Origin of the sequence: Sphingomonas sp. Leaf38 (assembly GCF_001421825.1) — a bacterium.
In the GTDB taxonomy this organism is placed as follows: domain Bacteria; phylum Pseudomonadota; class Alphaproteobacteria; order Sphingomonadales; family Sphingomonadaceae; genus Sphingomonas.
This window is the reverse complement of the sequence record NZ_LMLD01000011.1, coordinates 725,070-742,802: the sequence shown is the minus strand read 5'-3', so window position 1 is coordinate 742,802 and position 17,733 is coordinate 725,070. Positions and strand designations below refer to the sequence as shown.

General features: G+C 66.1%; 20 protein-coding genes. 8 read left to right on the top strand and 12 right to left on the bottom strand.

Going from position 1 to position 17,733, the window contains the following annotated elements; all coding sequences use genetic code 11:
- Positions 1 to 58: 58 nt before the first annotated feature.
- The 8 genes from ASE88_RS10800 to sdhC all read right to left on the bottom strand — a co-directional run bounded on the left by ASE88_RS10800 (position 59) and on the right by sdhC (position 5,149).
- Positions 59 to 853, bottom strand: coding sequence for a succinate dehydrogenase iron-sulfur subunit (locus tag ASE88_RS10800; protein WP_055873347.1), 795 nt, complete (start codon positions 851 to 853; stop codon positions 59 to 61).
- Between the two features lie 134 nt (positions 854 to 987).
- Positions 988 to 1,569 (bottom strand): ClpP family protease, encoded by a 582-nt coding sequence (locus ASE88_RS10795; protein ID WP_055873349.1) that lies wholly within the window; start codon positions 1,567 to 1,569, stop codon positions 988 to 990.
- A 56-nt stretch (positions 1,570 to 1,625) separates the two neighbouring features.
- Positions 1,626 to 1,823, bottom strand: a complete 198-nt coding sequence (locus ASE88_RS10790) for a type II toxin-antitoxin system HicA family toxin (RefSeq protein ID WP_055873352.1) — start codon at positions 1,821 to 1,823, stop codon at positions 1,626 to 1,628.
- A gap of 6 nt (positions 1,824 to 1,829) precedes the next feature.
- Positions 1,830 to 2,078, bottom strand: coding sequence for a DUF1902 domain-containing protein (locus ASE88_RS10785; RefSeq protein WP_056478046.1), 249 nt, complete (start codon positions 2,076 to 2,078; stop codon positions 1,830 to 1,832).
- A gap of 197 nt (positions 2,079 to 2,275) precedes the next feature.
- Complete coding sequence (locus tag ASE88_RS10780; protein WP_056478044.1) at positions 2,276 to 2,551, bottom strand: hypothetical protein; 276 nt, start codon at positions 2,549 to 2,551, stop codon at positions 2,276 to 2,278.
- A complete protein-coding gene (sdhA, locus tag ASE88_RS10775; protein ID WP_056478042.1) occupies positions 2,551 to 4,353 on the bottom strand; it encodes a succinate dehydrogenase flavoprotein subunit in 1,803 nt (600 codons plus the stop codon). The genes ASE88_RS10780 and sdhA overlap by 1 nt, the downstream gene beginning before the upstream one ends.
- A complete protein-coding gene (gene sdhD, locus ASE88_RS10770) occupies positions 4,353 to 4,739 on the bottom strand; it encodes a succinate dehydrogenase, hydrophobic membrane anchor protein (RefSeq protein WP_056478040.1) in 387 nt (128 codons plus the stop codon). The genes sdhA and sdhD overlap by 1 nt, the downstream gene beginning before the upstream one ends.
- The gene (sdhC, locus tag ASE88_RS19525) at positions 4,739 to 5,149 is read right to left on the bottom strand and encodes a succinate dehydrogenase, cytochrome b556 subunit (protein WP_056478038.1); all 411 of its coding nucleotides are present in this window, start codon (positions 5,147 to 5,149) and stop codon (positions 4,739 to 4,741) included. Before sdhC ends, sdhD begins: the two co-directional genes overlap by 1 nt.
- A 299-nt stretch (positions 5,150 to 5,448) precedes the next feature.
- Between sdhC and ASE88_RS10760 the strand changes: the two genes are divergently transcribed.
- Together ASE88_RS10760 and ASE88_RS19800 are read left to right on the top strand one after the other, a co-directional pair.
- Complete coding sequence (locus tag ASE88_RS10760; protein WP_055875221.1) at positions 5,449 to 6,792, top strand: methyl-accepting chemotaxis protein; 1,344 nt, start codon at positions 5,449 to 5,451, stop codon at positions 6,790 to 6,792.
- A 19-nt stretch (positions 6,793 to 6,811) separates the two neighbouring features.
- Positions 6,812 to 8,218, top strand: a complete 1,407-nt coding sequence (locus ASE88_RS19800) for a methyl-accepting chemotaxis protein (RefSeq protein ID WP_235527906.1) — start codon at positions 6,812 to 6,814, stop codon at positions 8,216 to 8,218.
- Positions 8,219 to 8,303: 85 nt separating this feature from the next.
- Here the strand turns inward: ASE88_RS19800 and ASE88_RS10750 are convergent, their stop codons facing one another.
- Complete coding sequence (locus ASE88_RS10750; RefSeq protein WP_056478036.1) at positions 8,304 to 9,062, bottom strand: hypothetical protein; 759 nt, start codon at positions 9,060 to 9,062, stop codon at positions 8,304 to 8,306.
- A gap of 125 nt (positions 9,063 to 9,187) precedes the next feature.
- On the opposite strand from ASE88_RS10750, the gene ASE88_RS10745 reads away from it, so the two are divergent.
- Both ASE88_RS10745 and ASE88_RS10740 read left to right on the top strand, forming a co-directional pair.
- Entirely contained in the window at positions 9,188 to 9,646 is a 459-nt protein-coding gene (locus tag ASE88_RS10745) for a DUF2721 domain-containing protein (protein WP_055873373.1), read from the top strand.
- Positions 9,643 to 10,032: a DUF4345 domain-containing protein gene (locus tag ASE88_RS10740; protein ID WP_056478034.1), complete on the top strand. Its 390-nt coding sequence runs from the start codon at positions 9,643 to 9,645 to the stop codon at positions 10,030 to 10,032. The genes ASE88_RS10745 and ASE88_RS10740 overlap by 4 nt, the downstream gene beginning before the upstream one ends.
- Positions 10,033 to 10,170: 138 nt before the next feature.
- Here ASE88_RS10740 and ASE88_RS10735 read toward each other — a convergent pair whose 3' ends face one another.
- Positions 10,171 to 11,751 (bottom strand): amidase, encoded by a 1,581-nt coding sequence (locus ASE88_RS10735; RefSeq protein WP_082466581.1) that lies wholly within the window; start codon positions 11,749 to 11,751, stop codon positions 10,171 to 10,173.
- A 110-nt stretch (positions 11,752 to 11,861) separates the two neighbouring features.
- Between ASE88_RS10735 and ASE88_RS10730 the strand changes: the two genes are divergently transcribed.
- A complete protein-coding gene (locus ASE88_RS10730; protein WP_082466493.1) occupies positions 11,862 to 13,034 on the top strand; it encodes an MBL fold metallo-hydrolase in 1,173 nt (390 codons plus the stop codon).
- Positions 13,035 to 13,231: 197 nt separating this feature from the next.
- Here ASE88_RS10730 and ASE88_RS10725 read toward each other — a convergent pair whose 3' ends face one another.
- Together ASE88_RS10725 and ASE88_RS10720 are read right to left on the bottom strand one after the other, a co-directional pair.
- On the bottom strand, positions 13,232 to 13,618 hold the full coding sequence (locus tag ASE88_RS10725; protein WP_056478030.1) for a VOC family protein: 387 nt from the start codon (positions 13,616 to 13,618) through the stop codon (positions 13,232 to 13,234).
- A gap of 167 nt (positions 13,619 to 13,785) precedes the next feature.
- Positions 13,786 to 14,616, bottom strand: a complete 831-nt coding sequence (locus tag ASE88_RS10720; RefSeq protein ID WP_056478029.1) for a ferredoxin--NADP reductase — start codon at positions 14,614 to 14,616, stop codon at positions 13,786 to 13,788.
- A gap of 303 nt (positions 14,617 to 14,919) precedes the next feature.
- On the opposite strand from ASE88_RS10720, the gene uvrB reads away from it, so the two are divergent.
- Genes uvrB through ASE88_RS18370 form a run of 3 tightly spaced genes read left to right on the top strand, consistent with a single transcriptional unit; the run spans position 14,920 to position 17,684 of the window.
- Positions 14,920 to 17,118 (top strand): excinuclease ABC subunit UvrB, encoded by a 2,199-nt coding sequence (uvrB, locus tag ASE88_RS10715; protein ID WP_056478026.1) that lies wholly within the window; start codon positions 14,920 to 14,922, stop codon positions 17,116 to 17,118.
- Entirely contained in the window at positions 17,072 to 17,563 is a 492-nt protein-coding gene (locus ASE88_RS18375) for a type II toxin-antitoxin system HicA family toxin (RefSeq protein ID WP_321163414.1), read from the top strand. Before uvrB ends, ASE88_RS18375 begins: the two co-directional genes overlap by 47 nt.
- Positions 17,448 to 17,684 (top strand): type II toxin-antitoxin system HicB family antitoxin, encoded by a 237-nt coding sequence (locus ASE88_RS18370; RefSeq protein WP_321163413.1) that lies wholly within the window; start codon positions 17,448 to 17,450, stop codon positions 17,682 to 17,684. Before ASE88_RS18375 ends, ASE88_RS18370 begins: the two co-directional genes overlap by 116 nt.
- Positions 17,685 to 17,733 lie beyond the last annotated feature (49 nt).

Sequence of the window (17,733 nt, the reverse complement as noted above, 5' to 3'; positions counted from 1 at the left end):
GGGGGGGGGGAAGGGAACTGGGTCGGAGGAAGGTTAGTCCCTCCGCCGACCAATCAAATCAGACGACCCGTTCGGCTTCCATCTTCTTGATCTCGGCGATCGCCTTCGCCGGGTTCAGACCCTTCGGGCACGCGTTCGCGCAGTTCATAATCGTGTGGCAGCGATACAGGCGGAACGGATCCTCGAGCTCGTCGAGGCGCTCGCCGGTCATCTCGTCGCGGCTGTCGGCGAGCCAGCGATAGGCCTGCAACAGGATCGCCGGCCCCAGGAACTTGTCGCTGTTCCACCAATAGCTCGGGCATGAGGTCGAGCAGCAGGCGCACAGAATGCACTCGTACAGGCCGTCGAGCTTCGAGCGGTCGGCGGGCGACTGGAGCCGCTCCTTGCCCGAGGGCGGCGGGGTGACGGTCTGCAGCCAGGGCTTGATCGACGAATATTGCGCGTAGAAATGCGTGAAATCGGGGACCAGATCCTTGATCACGTCCATGTGCGGCAGCGGCGTGATCTGGACCTCGCCCTTACAATCCTCGATCGCGGTCGTGCAGGCCAGGCCGTTCTTGCCGTTGATGTTCATCGAGCACGAGCCGCAGATCCCCTCGCGGCACGAACGACGGAAGGTGAGCGAGGAGTCCTGCTCGCTCTTCATCTTGATGAGCGCGTCGAGCACCATCGGGCCGGTCTCGTCGAGATCGAGCGCGAAGGTGTCGTAGCGCGGGTTTTCGCCCGAGTCCGGATCGTACCGGTAGACCTTGAAGGATTTCAGGCGCTTGCCCCCGCTGGTCCCATGAGTCACCGGGGCGTGCTTGACGCCCTTCTTGACGACGCTGTTCTTCGGGAGCGAGAATTCGGCCATTGCGAGCGGTCCGTCCGTAGTGTGATGAATAGGTTGTCAGAGCCGATACATGACAGTGGCCCTGCCCGCAAATCCTTAGCTTCGCGGGTGCAACATGAGTCATATGTGGCGCGCGATACGGACCGCCGCAACCGTCAGATGATGTCGAGGATGAGGCCCAGGTCGCGTGCCTCTTCGGCTTCGATGTACCAGTTGGAGGGGGCCTTCTTCTTCAGCTCTTCGAGCGAAACCTTCGAGCCCTCGACGATCGCGCGGAAGCCCTCCTCCTGGATGTTGATCGAGTCCTCGATCTCGTGGAGCTTGGCTTTGAGCGCATAGGACAGCGTGTTGAGCGGGCCGTTGAGCTGGATCGTGCTCTGCATCTGGCGCTCGTGGATCATGATCCGGCTGCCGCGCGTGAGGAAGCGGCTGTCGACCGGGAAGGCGGACATGAACGTCGCGCCCGCCGAATAGACCGCGACCTTGCCGAGGAAGAGCGTCTCGCGGCCGGTATAGTCGCGGAGCAGGCGGATGTTGTCGCCCATCGCGCGCGCGACCTCGGGATCGCCGCCGAGCGTGGTGATCGAGACGACGAGGGGGCCGTCGGCAGGCGCCGCGGCGAGTTGCGATTTGAAATTATCGTACATCGCGTCGTCGACGGGGCCGTGGAGGTGGACGTGCGGGGCGGCGAGCAACGGGTAGTTGCGAGCGTTCGATGCGGGGGATGTGTCGGTCATGCGCGGGCAACTTTCGCAGGGGCGGCGAGTTCCGGGCGGCGACACAAAAGGACGGGCTAGAGCTTCGTCGAGATCCCCGCCTGCTTCAATATGGCGTTGGCCGTATGGCGAGACAGGATCGTACCATCGACGACGATCGGGCGGGGTGCGAGCGGGCTGTGCCAGATCTCGTGATCGCCCTTGCCGCTTCGCACGAAAATGCACCCGTTTGCCGTCAGGATTGCGCGAACCTGCGCGGCATACCCCCGAACCATGCCCGGTCAGGCCGCAATCTCGAAGTCCCGCTCGTGATGCGCGATGATGCGGATGCGATGCGGCCCGGCGAGGCGCGCGGGGTCGGCGATATCGTCAGCATGAATGTCGAGAAGGTCTGGCAGCATGGCGCCTGCCTTTGCAGCCAGTGCTTCCAACGTCGTCGCGTCTGCGGCAAACCCGGGGATGTCGCCGTCTACCGAATACCAAACGCTGGCTTCGGGATCATAGTCCGCGCGGATCGTCCAATGCGCCATGTCCAGCCTCGCCTTGCCGCAGGGTGTGCGAGCCGGTTTACGCGGGATTGCGGCTGGGCGCCACCGTCCGCTGTTGCCGGATCGGATGCGGGAGGGCGTTGACGCGCAATATCGGCGTTCTCCTCCGAACGCAGGAGGCCAGGGTAACGGGACGCGGCGCTTGGGATCCTGGGCTCCTGCGTTCGCAGGAGGACGGCTTAGCCTGGGCGGCTGTTTGTGCGCTTGTGCTGGAGGATCCAGCCTACCAGGCCGCCGGGCACGCCGCCGACGAGCGAGAAGAGTGCGTAGAAGGTGATCGCGATCTTCTGCGGCTCTTCGCCGGCGCCGGGGGTTTCAATCCCGAAGACGTAGATCGCGGTCAGGATCGCGACGAGCGCCGGCCAGATAAATCCGGCGATCATCGGCGGGAAGCGCGTCAGGAGCCCCACCGCGACGGGCACGAGGAACCCGATCGCGATGATGGCCCAAATCATCAATATACCCGCTTCTTGGGCTTGATGTAGTCGACGTCGTCGGTGAGCGTGTAGTCGTGCACCGGACGGAAATCGATCTTGGTTTCGCCGCCCTTGCCGCCCCAGCCGTCGAAGGTGGTGATGGTGTGCTTCATCCAGTTGGCATCGTCACGCTCGGGGAAATCCTCGTGCATGTGCGCGCCGCGCGACTCGGTGCGGTTGGCCGCCGAGTTCATCGTCACGACCGCCTGGCCGATCAGGTTGTCGAGCTCCATCGTCTCGACCAGATCGGTGTTCCAGATCATGCTGCGATCCTTCACGGCGACATCGGTCATCCGGTTGTAGATCCCGGCCATCTTCTCGACGCCCTGGTTCAGCAGTTCGGTGTCGCGGAACACCGCGCAATGCTTCTGCATGGTCTGCTGCATGTCGAGACGGATCTGCGCGGTCGGCGACCCACCGCTCGCGTTGCGGAAATGATCGAGACGCGTGAGGGCCATGTCCTCCGACCCCTTGGGCAGCGGCGCGTGCGCGGTGCCGGGCTTCAGCGTGTCCTTGATGCGCAGGCCGGTCGCGCGGCCGAACACCACCAGATCGATCAGGCTGTTCGAGCCGAGGCGGTTGGCGCCGTGGACCGAAACGCACGCCGCTTCGCCAACCGCGAACAGGCCAGGGACAACCGCGTCGGGGTTGCCGTCGACGAGGTTGACGACCTCGCCGTGGAAGTTGGTCGGGATGCCGCCCATGTTGTAGTGCACGGTCGGCGTGACGGGCAGCGGCTGGCGCGTGAGATCGACGCCGGCAAAGACCTTGCCGGTCTCGGTGATGCCCGGCAGGCGCTCGGCGAGCACCTTGGGATCGATGTGATCGAGATGCAGGAAGATGTGGTCGCCGTTCTTGCCTACGCCGCGGCCTTCGCGCATTTCGAGCGCCATCGAGCGGCTGACGACGTCGCGCGAGGCGAGGTCCTTCGCCGACGGGGCATAGCGCTCCATGAAGCGCTCGCCCTCGGAGTTGGTCAGGTAACCGCCCTCACCGCGTGCGCCCTCGGTGATGAGAACGCCGGCGCCGTAGATGCCGGTCGGGTGGAACTGGACGAACTCCATGTCCTGGAGCGGCAGGCCGGCGCGGAGCACCATCGCGTTGCCGTCGCCGGTGCAGGTGTGCGCCGAGGTCGCCGAGAAATAGACGCGGCCGTAGCCGCCGGTCGCGAGCACGGTCTGGTGGCTGCGGAAGCGGTGGATCGAGCCGTCTTCCATGCACAGAGCGATCACGCCGCGGCAGACGCCGTTTTCCATGATCAGGTCGAGCGCGAAATACTCGACGAAGAAGTCCGTGTTGTACTTCAGGCTCTGCTGGTAGAGCGCGTGGAGCATCGCGTGACCGGTACGATCGGCGGCAGCGGCGGTGCGCTGGACCGGGGGGCCCTCGCCCATGTTCTGCATGTGGCCGCCGAACGGACGCTGATAGATCGTGCCGTTCTCGTTACGGCTGAACGGCATGCCGGCATGTTCCAGCTCGTAGACCGCCTGCGGGGCCTCGCGGCACAGATACTCGATCGCGTCCTGGTCGCCGAGCCAGTCGGACCCCTTGACGGTGTCGAACATGTGCCAGGTCCAGTGATCCGGCGAGTTGTTGCCGAGCGAGGCGGCGATGCCGCCCTGGGCGGCGACGGTGTGCGACCGGGTCGGGAAGACCTTGGTGATGCACGCGGTCTTCAGGCCGCTCTCGGCGATGCCCATCGTGGCGCGCAGGCCCGAGCCGCCGGCCCCGACGACGACCGCATCATAGGTATGATCGATGATCTTGTACGAAGCAGACATTACGCAGGGGCTCCGGAGAAGGCGACCTTGAGGATCGCGAACAGGGCGATGCCGCCCAGCGTGAAGGTGAACAGGTTGAGCAGGATCATCGCCACGACACGGCTCTCGCCATGCTGGTAATCCTCGATCACGACCTGAAGACCGAGACGGAAATGGTAGAAGACCGACGCGATCAGCAGCGCCATCGGCACCGCGACCCAGGCCGATTGCAGCCACAGATGGACCGCGGCGTAATCATAGCCCGGCATCCGCGCGACCGAGATCATCAGCCAGAGCATCAGGAACAGGTTCGACCCCGCGGTCAGCCGCTGCCGCCACCAGTGAAGCGTGCCGTGCTTGGCGCTGCCGAGGCCGCGGACGCGACCGACTGCCGTACCGCTACCCATTACTTGATCCCCATGTAGAGCCAGAACACGACCGTGAGCGCGACACTTGCGACCATCGTCGCGATCGCGCCCATCTTGTTCCGCTTGAGTTCGTAGCCTGCGCCGGTGTCGAGCACGAAGTGGCGGATGCCGGTCATCATGTGCTGGAACAGCGACAGCGTCAGCCCGACCGCGACGATATAGCCGAGGATGTTGAGCCCACCGGTGTCGGTGGTGAACACGTCGACGAAGGTCGCATACGCCTGATCCCCCGCGGCGATCGCGGCAAGCCACCAGACGAGCAGCAGGCTGCCGACGGTCGCCATCCCGCTGCCGGTCGCGCGGTGCAGGATCGAGACCAGCATGTGCGGGCCCCATTTATAGACCTGCAGATGGGGAGAAAGCGGGCGTGCCGGGTTGCGCGATGCCAAGGGCGGAGTCCTCGAACCAGAAGATGACGAACCAAAAACGGTCTTGGCCCGGAATATAGAGATCGGGCGACCTATTAGCCACCATGTGCTGCGATGCAACCCATTGGGGGCGATCCGATAACCCAAGGCAATGGTTGGCGCTCCACGCGGCTCGACGACGCAGATACGCATCAATGCGGTTTCGAAATCGTCCGCGACGCGGTCGACACGGCCCCATCCCTAACCCGCTCTTAAGACATGCGGTGTAGCGCTGGGCCGGTATTCCCGATCCGGAGCCCAGCATCTTGACCACCACCGACCTGCCGGAACCCGGCGTGATCGCCGCCTCCGTCGACCTGGCCGCCCGTCTGCGCGTGTTCGACTTCGACGGCTCGCTGGCTGGCGCAAGTCGCGAAGTCTGGGCCGCGCTCGCGCCCGAGATCACGCATGTCTCGAAAGCGTATTGGGAGCAGTGGCTGCGCTGCTTCTCCGACGAACGGATCTGGGCGCCGCACGAGACCGAGCGGATGATCGAGGTGGGCTGCACGTTCCTGCGCAATCGCTTCCTCGAGACGAGCGGGCGCGCCTGGATCGAGTCGGTCGAGCGGTCGGTCGCCGCCGCCTATGTCGCGTCCGTATCGCCGATGGCGCTGCTGTCGATGATCAGCGCGAGCGACCGTGCCGCGCTCGAGGTGCTGATGCGCAGGGTCGACCGATCGGACGCCAAGCTGCCGATCTTCATCGATACGCTGATGCGACTGTCCGCGCTGGAAGGCGAGATCACCGTCGCGATCTATAACGCGTACAGCACGCATTCCGCGCAGAACGCGCGCGATACGCTGGCGGCGGAGTTCCGCGACGGCATTGCGGCGATGGTCGAGACCGCGACCGACGAAGGGCATATGCTGCGCGAGCAGGCAATGCGCAGTTCGGCGTCGACCCGCGCGGTGCTGGGCAAGGCGAGCGAAGTCGCCGCGGCCGCCGAGCAATCCGCGGTCGCGATGCGCGAAGCCGCGCAGACCGCCGCCGGGCTGATCCGCGCGATCGAGGATGCGCGGACCGAGGTCGAGGCTGCGGCCGAGATCGCCAACCGGGCGTCGGTGCAGGCGGGCCAGGCGGTCGGCATGTCCGAAACACTGAGCGATCATGCCAAGTCGATCGAATCGATCCTTGGGCTGATCCGCGACATTGCGGGGCAGACCAATCTGCTCGCGCTCAACGCGACGATCGAGGCGGCGCGCGCAGGCGATGCGGGCCGCGGCTTCGCGGTGGTGGCGCAGGAGGTCAAGAGCCTGGCCAACCAGACCGCGCGCGCGACCGACGACATCGCCGCGAAGATCGCCGCGATCCAGTCCGCGACCCGCTCGACGGTCGAGACCAACGCGTCGATCAAGTCGACCGTGGCGGAGGTGCAGGAGAGCGCCGACCGGATCCGCTATGCGATGGAAGCGCAGGCGCAGACCGTGACCGCGATCACCGCAGCGGTCGACGAGACGGCGCTCGCCGCAGATTCGATGTCGACCACGATCGCGGCGATTCGCGAGGATACCGAGACGGTCGCGACCGAGATCGACGGCGTCGGCCGCGGCTTCGACGTGCTCGACTCGCGGCTCGGCAATCTGAAGAACAGCGCAGGGGATTTCGTCGCCAAAGTCGCCGCATGAATGACGCTCAGGAGGGGCTATGATCGATCACCAGGAGAGCATGGCCGTCCCGGCCGGCGAGACCAAGACCCGCAGTCCGGCGCGCAACTGGGGCGGTGATCAGCGGCCGCTGCGCGAGCGTGTGCATGATTATGATTGGGACGGGTTGATCGAGCCCGCCTGCGCGACGCTCAGCGCTTTGCTGGAACCCGAGGATCGGCGCCAGATCGCCGAGACCTTCTGGCGCCATTACCTCTCGCTCGACTCGGCGCAACATTTGCTGCGGCATTTCACGCCCGCGCTGCTCGATCAGCGGATCGCCGCGAGCACCGAATATGTGCGGCTGAAATACGTTGCCCCCAACGACGATGCGTGGAAGGCGATGGCGATCGACCATGCGCAGGATTCGCATCGCGCGGGCGTCCCCCTGCCCGCGCTGCTGTCGTCGCTGGCCTTTGCGCACAGCGTGACGCTGAACCTGCTGGCGGATCGGCTCACGGGCGACCTGTCGGGGATGCGGACGCTGAGCGACGTGGTCCAGCGACTGGCGCTGATCGAGGCGGATATCATGGCATCGCATCTCGGCGCGAGCGATGCGGAGGCGGCACGGATCGAACGACAGACGCGGGCGACCGAGTTTCGCAGCAGCATCGCCGCATCGATCGAGGATACCGCGGCGCTGGGTGCGCGGATCCGCGTGCAGGCGGCCGGGACATCGGCCTCGACCCGCGGCATGATCGGCCGCACGAGCGAGGTCGCGGCGGCGGCGGAACAGTCGGCGGTGGCGATGCGCGAGGCGGCACGCACCACCGCCGGGCTGATCCGCGCGATCGAGGACGCCCGCGGCGAAGTCGAGGCCGCGGGCACGATTGCCGACCGCGCCTCCGCCCAGACCGGCGAGGCGGTCGGCGTATCGGAAGCGCTGAGCGAGCACGCCAAGTCGATCGAATCGATCCTGGGCCTGATCCGTACCATCGCCGGGCAGACCAATCTGCTCGCGCTGAACGCCACGATCGAGGCGGCACGCGCAGGCGATGCCGGGCGCGGCTTTGCGGTGGTCGCGCAGGAGGTGAAATCGCTGGCCAACCAGACTGCGCGCGCGACCGACGACATCGCCGCGAAGATCGCCGCGATCCAGTCGGCAACCGCGGCAACGGTCGCGACGAATGCCCAGATCAAGTCGACCGTCGCCGAGGTCCAGCGCAGCGCCGCGCGGATCCGGCACGCGATGGAGGCGCAGGCGCAGACCGTCAGCGCGATCACCGCGGCGGTCGACGAAACCGCGCTGGCGGCGGATCTGATGGCGCACACCATCGCCACGATCCGCGAGGACACCGAGACCGTGGCCTCCGAGATCGACCAGCTCGGCCACGCGTTCGGCGCGGTCGACGATCAGCTGGGGGTCTTGCGCTGCGCTGCGAACGGATTTTCGGCGAGCGTCGGGTAGGATTTTGCGCGGGCGGTCGAGGCCTCGCCGGCGTGCCGAGACGCAGAGTTCATCATGCAGGGGACAAGACGGGCTGCCCGATAGGCTACCAGTGGGGGCGACCGGTCCGCATCCAGACCCAGCCGAACACGCGGCCTAGTAGCGCGGGCAGACCGGGCCTGAGCAAAAGCCATTCGCGGGTCGGCGCGCTTTCCAGTGATGGTATCGGCTGGCCGGAGGCATTTCTGGCGGCACGGTAGATGCCGTCGCCGGTTTCGATCGCGATCGCACCGCCCGCGCCATCGATCGAGGCCTCCGACAGGCGGATCATCCGGGCGAGCACCGGATCGGCCACCGCCGCGCGCCAGAATGCGCGGTCGTCGAGCGGGGTCGGCGCAGCGCGTCCGGGCGTGCGCTCGAGCGCGATCCAGCCCTGCGCGCGGGCGATGGCGATCAGCGCGGTCGCGGCGGGATCGCCGTCGCGGATCGGGCCCAAGCGCAGGCCGTTGATCTGCGCGGCCAGCGTCACGAGGGCGATCCTGAGCGCGGCGTCGGTCGCGCCCAGCGCCACGCCGACGCTGCGGAACGGCCAGCGGCATCCCGGAACCGCCGCGACCCCGAACCGGCGATGCCCGACGAACGGCAGCGCGACGACCGGCGCGCCATCCTCCTCGACGACCAGCGTTCGCGCCGCGCCGCCATAAGCGGCCAGCGCGGCGGCGTACCAGCCGAAGCGAAGGAAGCGGTGGCTCGGCGGCCCGCGCTCGGCGACGATGTCGATCGCCGCGGCCAGCCCTTCGACCACGTCACCGCGCACGGTCGGCGGCAAGCGGACGAAGTCGGCCAGGAGCATCGGCTTGGACATGCGACCTCCGATAGCGCGTGGCGGGGCCGAATTGCATGTCATTTCGTCGGTTGTCGCCCGATTACAGCGAGGTTTCGCCACGCCGCGTCCTTCCAATCGGCCGCATTAGCCATCATGGTACAGCGATGCCGACGATCCCCGCCATTTCGACGATCGCCCAGACGATCCAGCTCTCGCTTGCGCCGGTGTTCATGCTCGCCGGTATCGGCCAGCTGCTCAACGTGCTGGCGGGGCGGCTCTCGCGCGTGATCGACCGGGCGCGAAAACTGGAGCAGCTGCATCCCGATTTTTCGCCCGCCGAACGGACGCGCTATGGCTGGGAACTGCGCCTGCTCGACCGGCGCATGACGATCATCAACGCCGCGCTGTTCCTCGCGGTGTCGAGCGCGATCATGACGTGCGTGCTGATCGCGCTGCTGTTCATCGCCGAGCTTGCCAAGCTGCATTTCGGTACGGCGGTCGCCTTGTGCTTCATCCTCGCGATGATCCTGCTGATCGCTGCGCTGGTCTCGTTCATTTTTGAGGTCAGGATGTCGTTGCGGGCCTTCCGGATCCGTCCGGAATTGCTGAGGGACCTGCCATGATCGAGAAGCGCCTGTTGCAGGCGGTGATCGCGATCGCGTGCCTGTTGCCGCTGATCGTCGGCGGCCAGGGCGTGCTGCATGGCCCCGCGCCGTTCGGGCACCTGACCGAGGTGCCGCGCGATCTGGACAGCCATTTCCGCTATATCTCGGGGATCTTCTTCGCGACGGGGCTGGGCTTCGTCAGCTGCATTCCGGATGTCGAGCGCAAGGGTGCGCGGTTCCGGTTGCTGGGTGGGTTGATCGTCGTTGGGGGACTGTCGCGCGGGGTTTCGTTGCTGGCGGTGGGGGTGCCGTCGCAGGGGCATGTGCTCGGGCTGGTGATGGAAACGGTCGTCGTGCCGCTGCTGATGCTGTGGCAGTGGAATTTCGCGCGGCGGGTGCGCTGAACCATTTTCCCGCGTCCGCTCCGACGCGCACAGTCCCCCCACCCGTCATCCTGACGAAAGTCAGGACCCAGAGCCATTGGCGCCACGCTCTTTACTCTGGATCCTGACTTTCGTCAGGATGACGGCAGGTGTGGGAGGCTAGCGGGCCGCTTCCAAGCCGGGGCCGACGTCGGCGGTCGGCAGGTAGCGGGGGGCGATGCGGGCTTTTGCGCGCTGTTCGTACGCATAGCCGGCGCCGAGCACTGCCGCGTCGCCGTATCTGGTCGCGATGAACGACAGGCCGACCGGCAGGCCGCGGACGAGCCCCATCGGCACGGTCAGGTTCGGATAGCCCGCGACCGCCGGGAGTTCGCTCGAGCTCGGGCCGCCATATTGATCGCCGTAGACCGGTTCGCTGAGCCAGGCGGGGCCGTAGGTCGGCTCTACCAGCACGGTCGCGCCCGCGCTCTTGAGCATCGCGTCGATCCCTTCCGCGCCCGCGAGGCGCAGCGATTTCGCGCGCGCGGCCTTGTAGGCGGGGTCGCCCAGGCCCTTGGTCTTGGCCGCTGCGTCGAACGTTTCCTGGGCGAAGAACGCCATCTCGGTCGGCGCGTTCGCGGTGTTGAACGCGATCACCTGATCGAGCGAGCGCGTGCGGACCGCCGCGGGTGTGGTCGCGAGATAGGTGTCGAGATCGGCCTTCAGCTCGGTCTGGAGAACCAGCAACTCGGCCTCGCCGAGACCGTCGAGCTTGGGTTGCTTGACCTCGACGAGGACCGCGCCTGCGGCCTTCAGCACGTCAAGCGCGGCCTGGTATCTGGCGGCGACGTCCGCGGTCATCTCGGGCCGGAGCACGCCGACACGCAGGCCCGACAGCGCGCTGGTCGAGAGGGCTGCGGCATAGTCGCGCTGGTAGGCCCCTGCCCCCGCGGTCGCCGGATCCGCCGGGTCGGCCGCGATCATCGCCGAGACCATCGTCGCGACGTCGCGCACGCTGCGCGCCATTGGCCCGGGCGTATCCTGGCTATGGCTGATCGGCACGACATGCGTGCGGCTGACGAGCCCCAGCGTCGGCTTCAGTCCGACGAGCCCGTTGATCGACGACGGGCAGACGACCGAGCCGTCGGTCTCCGTGCCGATCGCCGCCGCCGCGAAGCTTGCCGCGATCGCCGCGCCCGAGCCGCTCGACGAGCCGCAGGCGGTGCGATCGAGCGCATAGGGGTTGCGGACCAGACCGCCGACCGCGCTCCAGCCGCTCATCGAACGGGTCGAGCGGATGTTCGCCCATTCGCTGAGGTTGGTCTTGCCGAGGATCACCGCCCCCGCGGCACGGAGCCGCGCGACGACGGGCGCGTCGCGGCGGGTCATGTTGTCCTTCAGCGCAAGGCTGCCCGCGGTGGTCGGCATCGCGTCGGCGGTCTCGACATTGTCCTTGATCAGCACCGGCACGCCGTGGAGCGGACCGCGGATGCGCCCGGCCTTGCGTTCGGCGTCGAGCGCCCTGGCCTGCGCGAGCGCGTCGGGGTTGAGCGCGATGACGGCGCGCAAGGCTGGCCCGGCGCGGTCCATCGCGGCGATCCGCGCGCGATAGGCGCGGACGAGATCGACGCTGCTCGCCTTGCCCGCGGTCATCATCGCCTGGAGCTGGTCGATCGACTGCTCCTCGACCACGACCGTCTTCGCCTGCGCGACCGTTGGAATCGCGGTCGCGAGCAATAGCCCGATGATAAGCTTACGCATTTTTCGAATCCCCTTTGGCGCGAGGCTATCGAGGTTCATGGCTTGCGCCAAGCGGCCTGAACGATGGTGTCGACGATGCGTTATGAAGCGGTAACGGATAGGGGAACGACGTGCGGCTGGTGTTGAAGATCGTCGGGAGTGTCGTGCTGCTGACGATCGTGGTCGTCGCGCTGGCGGTGACGATCGTCCCGAGGTTCCTCGACCGGATTTATTATCGGGGGCCGGCGACTGCGCATTTCGACGGCGAGCGATTCGCGAACCCCGACAACGACGCTGATACGCAGCAAATCCAGCCGGCAGGCGGCGGGCGCGCGAGCTTCTTCTGGCGCTATTTCACGGGCAGCGACGGCCGGCCGGCCTGGCCCAGTTCGGTGGCGGTACGGCCGATAGCGCCGCCCGCGCGAGTCGAGGGCGAGCGGATGGTCGTGACGTGGGTCGGCCATGCGAGCGTACTGATCCAGACGCAGGGGCTCAACATCCTGACCGATCCGGTGTGGGCGGAGAAAGCGGGGCCGCTCGGCGCGGGGCCGCGTCGGGTCGCCGAGCCGGGGATTGCCTTCGATGCGCTGCCGAAGATCGACCTCGTGCTGGTCAGCCACGATCATTACGACCATCTCGACAAGGCGACGCTCGGCCGTCTGTGGCGGCGCGATCGGCCGCGGATCGTCACGAGCTTGGGGAACGACAGCGTGATCGGGCAGACCGGTGCGACGGCGACCGCGCTCGACTGGGGGCAGCGTGTGGCGATCAAGCCCGGCGTGTCGGTCAGCGTGACTCGCAACCATCATTGGGGCAGCCGCTGGTTCAGCGATCGGAACCGGGCGTTGTGGTCGAGCTTCGTGGTGACGCTGCCGGGCGGGAACGTGTTCTTTGCGGGGGATACGGGAATGGGTGACGGGCAATGGCCGGTCGAGGCTGCGGCGCTTGGCCCGATCCGGCTGGCGCTGATCCCGATCGGCGCGTTCCGGTTCGTCGACGGGCAGATGGAGTCGGGCAGCCATATCGGGCCGGTCGATGCGGTCGAGGTCTATCGCCGGCTGGGCGCCGCGCGGGCGATCCCGATCCACTGGGGGACGTTCCGGCTGTCGTTCGAGGGGTATGACACGCCGCCCAAGCTGCTCGCGGCGGCGGTGCGGTGTACCGGGCAGAGCGGGTTCGCGCCGGTGGCGATCGGGCGGCCGGTGGAAGTTGGGGGATATGTGAAGCCGGTGACGGGGACGCCGATGCCGCGGGCGGCTTTGCTGAAATGCCTCGATACCGCGGCGGTTCGGGCACTGCGGTAGGCCGGGGTATCTGTCTCGGATAGCTTGCCGCGTAGCAGCACCGATAGAGCCACCACCCCGGCGGAGGCCGGGGTCCAATCGGGGGAGGCTACTGGCAGGGGACAGCGCTTCATTACTGCCACCTTTCCAATTGGGCCCCGGCCTTCGCCGGGGTGGTGACTTAGTCGGGCTGGTCGTCGCTTATTCGTGCCGCCCGCTCACCCCATCTTGAAGACGCAAAGCTTGTTGCCGTCGAGATCGCGGAAATACGCGCCGTAGAAGCCCATTTCTTCGGGGCCGCGCAGGCCGGGGGCGCCTTCGTCCGCGCCGCCGAGTTCGATCGCCTTGGCATGGACCTGGTCGACCTGCGCGCGCGAATCCGCTGCCAGCGCGACCATCGTGCCGTTGCCGGCGGTCGCGGCCTGGCCGTCATAGGGTTTGCCGACCACCAGCATCGGCTTGTCCGCGCCGGCACCGTAGAAGGTCAGCTGGCGCTCGTCGGGCATCTGCATGAGCCGCTTGCCGCCGGCGGTCGCGAGCAGCGCGTCGTAGAAGGTCAGCGCGGCGTCGATATCGTTGGTGCCGAGCGTTGCGTAGCCGATCATGGGTCTCTCCTCTTGGTGCTTGAGGAGGCATATCGACCGGTTCCGCGGCGGAGACAATGCGCCTGCCACTCACCTACCCAGTCATCCTGGGCTCGACCCAGGATCCAGAGCCACGATGCTCGCGCTATGTGGCTCTGGATCCTGACTTTCGTCAGGATGACGGCGGCTCAGCCGACGAAGGCGCGCTCGATCACGAACGTGCCGGGCTTCGAATTCGCGCCCTCCTCGAAGCCGTTCGCCTCGAGCATCACCGCGAATTCCTTGATCATCTCGGTCGAGCCGCACAGCATCGCGCGGTCGGTCTCGGGGTCGAGCTTCTGCTCGCCGCGCACCGGGTGGCCGAACAGCGAGGCATCCTCGATCAGCGCGCCGATCCGTCGCGTGGTGCGGAACGGCTCGCGCGTCACGGTCGGGATGTAGTGGAACTGCGTGCTGGCCTCGTCGGCGATCAGCGGGTCCTCGGCGAGCAACCCGACCATCTCGTCATGATAGGCGAGATCACTCACACGGCGCACGCTGTGCACGACGATGACCTGCTCATACGCGGCATAGACGTCGGGATCGCGCATCAGGCTGAGGAACGGCGCGAGGCCGGTGCCGGTCGAGAACATGAAGAGGCGCTTGCCCGGGAGCAGCGCGTCGAGCACCAGCGTGCCGGTCGGCTTCTTGCCGAGATACACTTCGTCGCCCGGCTGGATCAGCTGGAGCTTCGAGGTCAGCGGGCCGTCCTCGACCTTGATCGACAGGAATTCGAGCTCTTCCGAATAATGCGGGGACGCGATCGAATAGGCGCGCATGATCGGCTTGCCGCCCGCCTGGGGGAGGCCGATCATCACGAACTCGCCCGAGCGGAAGCGGAAGCTCGACGGCCGCTCGATCGCGAAGCTGAACAGATGTTCGTTCCAGTGGCGGACCCAGAGGACCTTGGCGTTGAGGAACGCGGGGGTTTCGGGGATCAGCGCGGGCGCGCGGGTTTCGGCGATGATAGGGGCGGTCATGCGTCTTTTCCTTGGCCTGCGCGGCGGGGCGCCGGCGGATCGATGGCTTGCGAAACGGTCGCAGTATTGGCGCGCGGGGTATGGGTCAACAACAGCAAAGCTTGGGGGGGCACAAAGGCCGCCGCATCAAAACGCTCGTCATTCCCGCGCAGGCGGGAATCCAGACTGGCAACGCTCTCCCTTAAATTGCTGACGGCGTAGGTTATGGATCCCCGCCTGCGCGAGGATGACGGGTGGTTAGTGGAATGATGGAGCATCCAACGCCGTTGCCGTCGCTCCATCTGTTCCCCATATTCCCCCTCGATGGCCATTCAGATCCGCACCAGTCTCGCCGAGCCCGAAACAGGCGAAAGCTTCGTCCCGCACCGCCCGACCGCGCGGCCTGCCAAGGTCGAGGGCGGCAAGGCGTTCAAGCTCGTCAGCGACTACGCCCCTGCGGGCGACCAGCCGACCGCGATCGCCGAGCTGGTCTCGGCAATCGGCGAGGGCGAGAAGGACCAGGTGCTGCTCGGCGTCACCGGGTCGGGCAAGACCTTCACGATGGCGAGCGTGATCGAGCGCGTGCAGCGCCCCGCATTGATCCTCGCGCCCAACAAGATCCTGGCGGCACAGCTCTACGGCGAGATGAAGTCGTTTTTCCCCGACAACGCGGTCGAATATTTCGTCAGCTATTATGATTATTACCAGCCCGAGGCATATGTCGCGCGGTCGGACACCTATATCGAGAAGGAATCCTCGACCAACGAGTCGATCGACCGGATGCGGCATTCGGCGACGCGGGCGCTGCTCGAACGCGACGACGTGATCATCGTCGCGTCGGTCTCGTGCCTGTACGGCATCGGTTCGGTCGAAACCTATTCGGCGATGATCTTCGACCTGAAAAAGGGCACGACGGTCGACCAGCGCGAGATCGTGCGCAAGCTCGTCGCGCTGCAGTACAAGCGCAACGACGCCGCGTTCCAGCGCGGCAATTTCCGCGTGAAGGGCGACACGCTCGAAATCTTCCCGTCGCATTACGAGGACAGCGCGTGGCGTATCTCGTTCTTCGGCGACGATATCGAGGAGATCACCGAGTTCGACCCGCTGACCGGCAAGAAGGTCGCGTCGCTGAACTCCGTGCGCGTCTATGCGAACTCGCATTACGTGACGCCCGGCCCGACGCTGAAACAGGCGGGCGAGGCGATCAAGCACGAGCTGGCCGAGCGGCTGAAGGAGCTGGTGCTCGAGGGCAAATTGCTCGAGGCGCAGCGGCTGGAGCAGCGGACGAACTTCGATCTCGAGATGATCGCGGCGACTGGGTCGTGCGCGGGGATCGAGAATTACTCGCGCTTCCTCACCGGCCGGATGCCGGGTGAGCCGCCGCCCACGCTGTTCGAATATCTGCCCGACAACGCTTTACTGTTCGTCGATGAGAGCCACGTCACGATCGGCCAGATCAACGGCATGTCGCGCGGCGATCACCGCCGCAAGCTGACGCTTGCCGAATATGGCTTCCGCCTGCCGAGCGCGATCGACAACCGGCCGCTCCGGTTCAACGAATGGGACGCGATGCGCCCGCCGACGACCTATGTCTCGGCGACGCCGGGCAGCTGGGAAATGGAGCAGACCGGCGGCGTGTTCGCCGAACAGGTCATCCGTCCGACCGGGCTGATCGATCCCCCCGTCGAGATCAAGCCGGTCGAGGAGCAGGTGCAGGACCTGATCGTCGAGGTCGGGAAGACGACGGCTCTAGGGTACCGCACGCTCGTCACGACGCTGACGAAGCGGATGGCGGAGGATCTGACCGAGTATATGCACGAGGCGGGGATCAAGGTCCGCTACATGCACAGCGACGTCGAGACGCTCGAGCGTATCGAGCTGATCCGCGACCTGCGGCTCGGCGTGTACGACGTGCTGATCGGCATCAACCTGTTGCGCGAGGGGTTGGACATCCCCGAATGCGGGCTGGTCGCGATCCTCGATGCGGACAAGGAGGGCTTCCTGCGCTCCGAGACCTCGCTGATCCAGACGATCGGTCGCGCGGCGCGTAACGTCGACGGGCGCGTGATCCTGTACGCCGACCGCGTCACGGGCTCTATGGAGCGCGCGATGAACGAGACCGCGCGGCGCCGCGAGAAGCAGGTCGCGTACAACACCGAACACGGCATCACGCCGACGACGATCCGCCGCAACATCGGCGACATCATCGCGCACGTCGCGAGCCAGGATCAGGTGACGATCCCGATCGACGAGGACCGCCCGCACATGGTCGGCCACAACCTGCGTGCGTATATCGAGGATCTGGAAAAGCAGATGCGCAAGGCAGCGTCCGATCTCGAATTCGAGACCGCGGGGCGGCTGCGCGACGAGATCCGCCAATTGGAGAACGAGGAGTTGGGTCTGCCGGTCGACCAGCAAAAGGCGCCGGTCATGGGCCGCTCGAACGAGGGCAAGCCGGGGACGCGGAAAACGCGCTATGGGAAGAGCCAGAAGATGCGGATGGGCGGCTCGCGCTCGCGTTGATGTAATTCGGCTTATAGGTTTGACGAGATTCCATGAGTGGCGGACGATAGTCTCCGGCTATGCTCAAACGGAATCTCGTCGAATGACCCAGACAGCGAAACTCTACGCGTGGTTGCTGGCCAATAGAAGGGGCACACTGCCCTTCCACGATTTCGAGCGGCTACTGGCAGCGTTTGGATTTCAGCACGCCCGGACCATCGGCAGTCATCGGCAGTACATCCACAGGTCGGTCCCGAGACCTTTTCCCATCCAGCCATCGGGCAAGGACGCCAAGCGCTACCAAGTCGACCAATTTCTTGATATGGTCGAAGAATATGATTTGAGTATTGATGATGAGCTACCCACGTTATCATATCAATGTATTCTGGTCGGCAGAGGATGCCTGCTGGATAGCAGACGTGCCGGATCTTCGCCCGTGCTCCGCGCATGGCGACACGCCCGATGAAGCTATCTCGAATATCCGCGATGCGGTGACGGGATGGCTCGCAACGGCGCAGGAGCAGGGTTTCGATATACCCGAGCCTCGATATCGACCCGCGATATACGCAGCCAAATTCGCAGCTTGAGGCGCACGTCCACAACGATCGGCTGACCGCATCCCTGCAATGGCGTAGG